General features: G+C 69.1%; 1 pseudogene. It reads right to left on the bottom strand.

Annotation, left to right across the window (positions count from 1 at the left end):
* Nucleotides 1-382 (bottom strand): annotated as a pseudogene (locus tag JWG43_RS21245) (sensor histidine kinase); the annotation flags it as partial.

The raw sequence follows: 382 nt of genomic DNA, 5'->3' as shown, positions 1-382 counted from the left end.
ACGGGAGTCGTCTCGCCCAGACCGTGGGCGGCGCGGGCGGCGGCGCGGGCGCGGCGCAGGTGGTGATCGACCTGGCCCTGCATGATCTTGGTCTGGCGCCGCACCAACTCGGGCAGATCGCCCTCGCTCGTCCCCGCCTCGGCCAGCATGACGGAGATAGGCGTCTTCAGCGCATGGGCCAGGTTGCCGACGTGGGTGCGCTGTCGATCCACGACTTCCTGATTGTGATCCAGCAGGCGGTTCACCTGCTCGGCCAGGGGCTGGATTTCCTGCGGATAGGAGCGGCCGATCCGGGCGGACTTGCCCTTGCGCACGTCCGCGATCTCGTTGCGCAGGTCGAAAAGGGGGCGCAGGCCGATGCGCACCTGGATGAAGACCGCCG

Origin of the sequence: Desulfobulbus alkaliphilus, assembly GCF_016918545.1 — a bacterium.
GTDB classification, from domain to species: domain Bacteria; phylum Desulfobacterota; class Desulfobulbia; order Desulfobulbales; family Desulfobulbaceae; genus Desulfobulbus; species Desulfobulbus alkaliphilus.
Note: the sequence above shows the minus strand (reverse complement) of the source record. Positions and strands in the feature narration are given on the sequence as shown.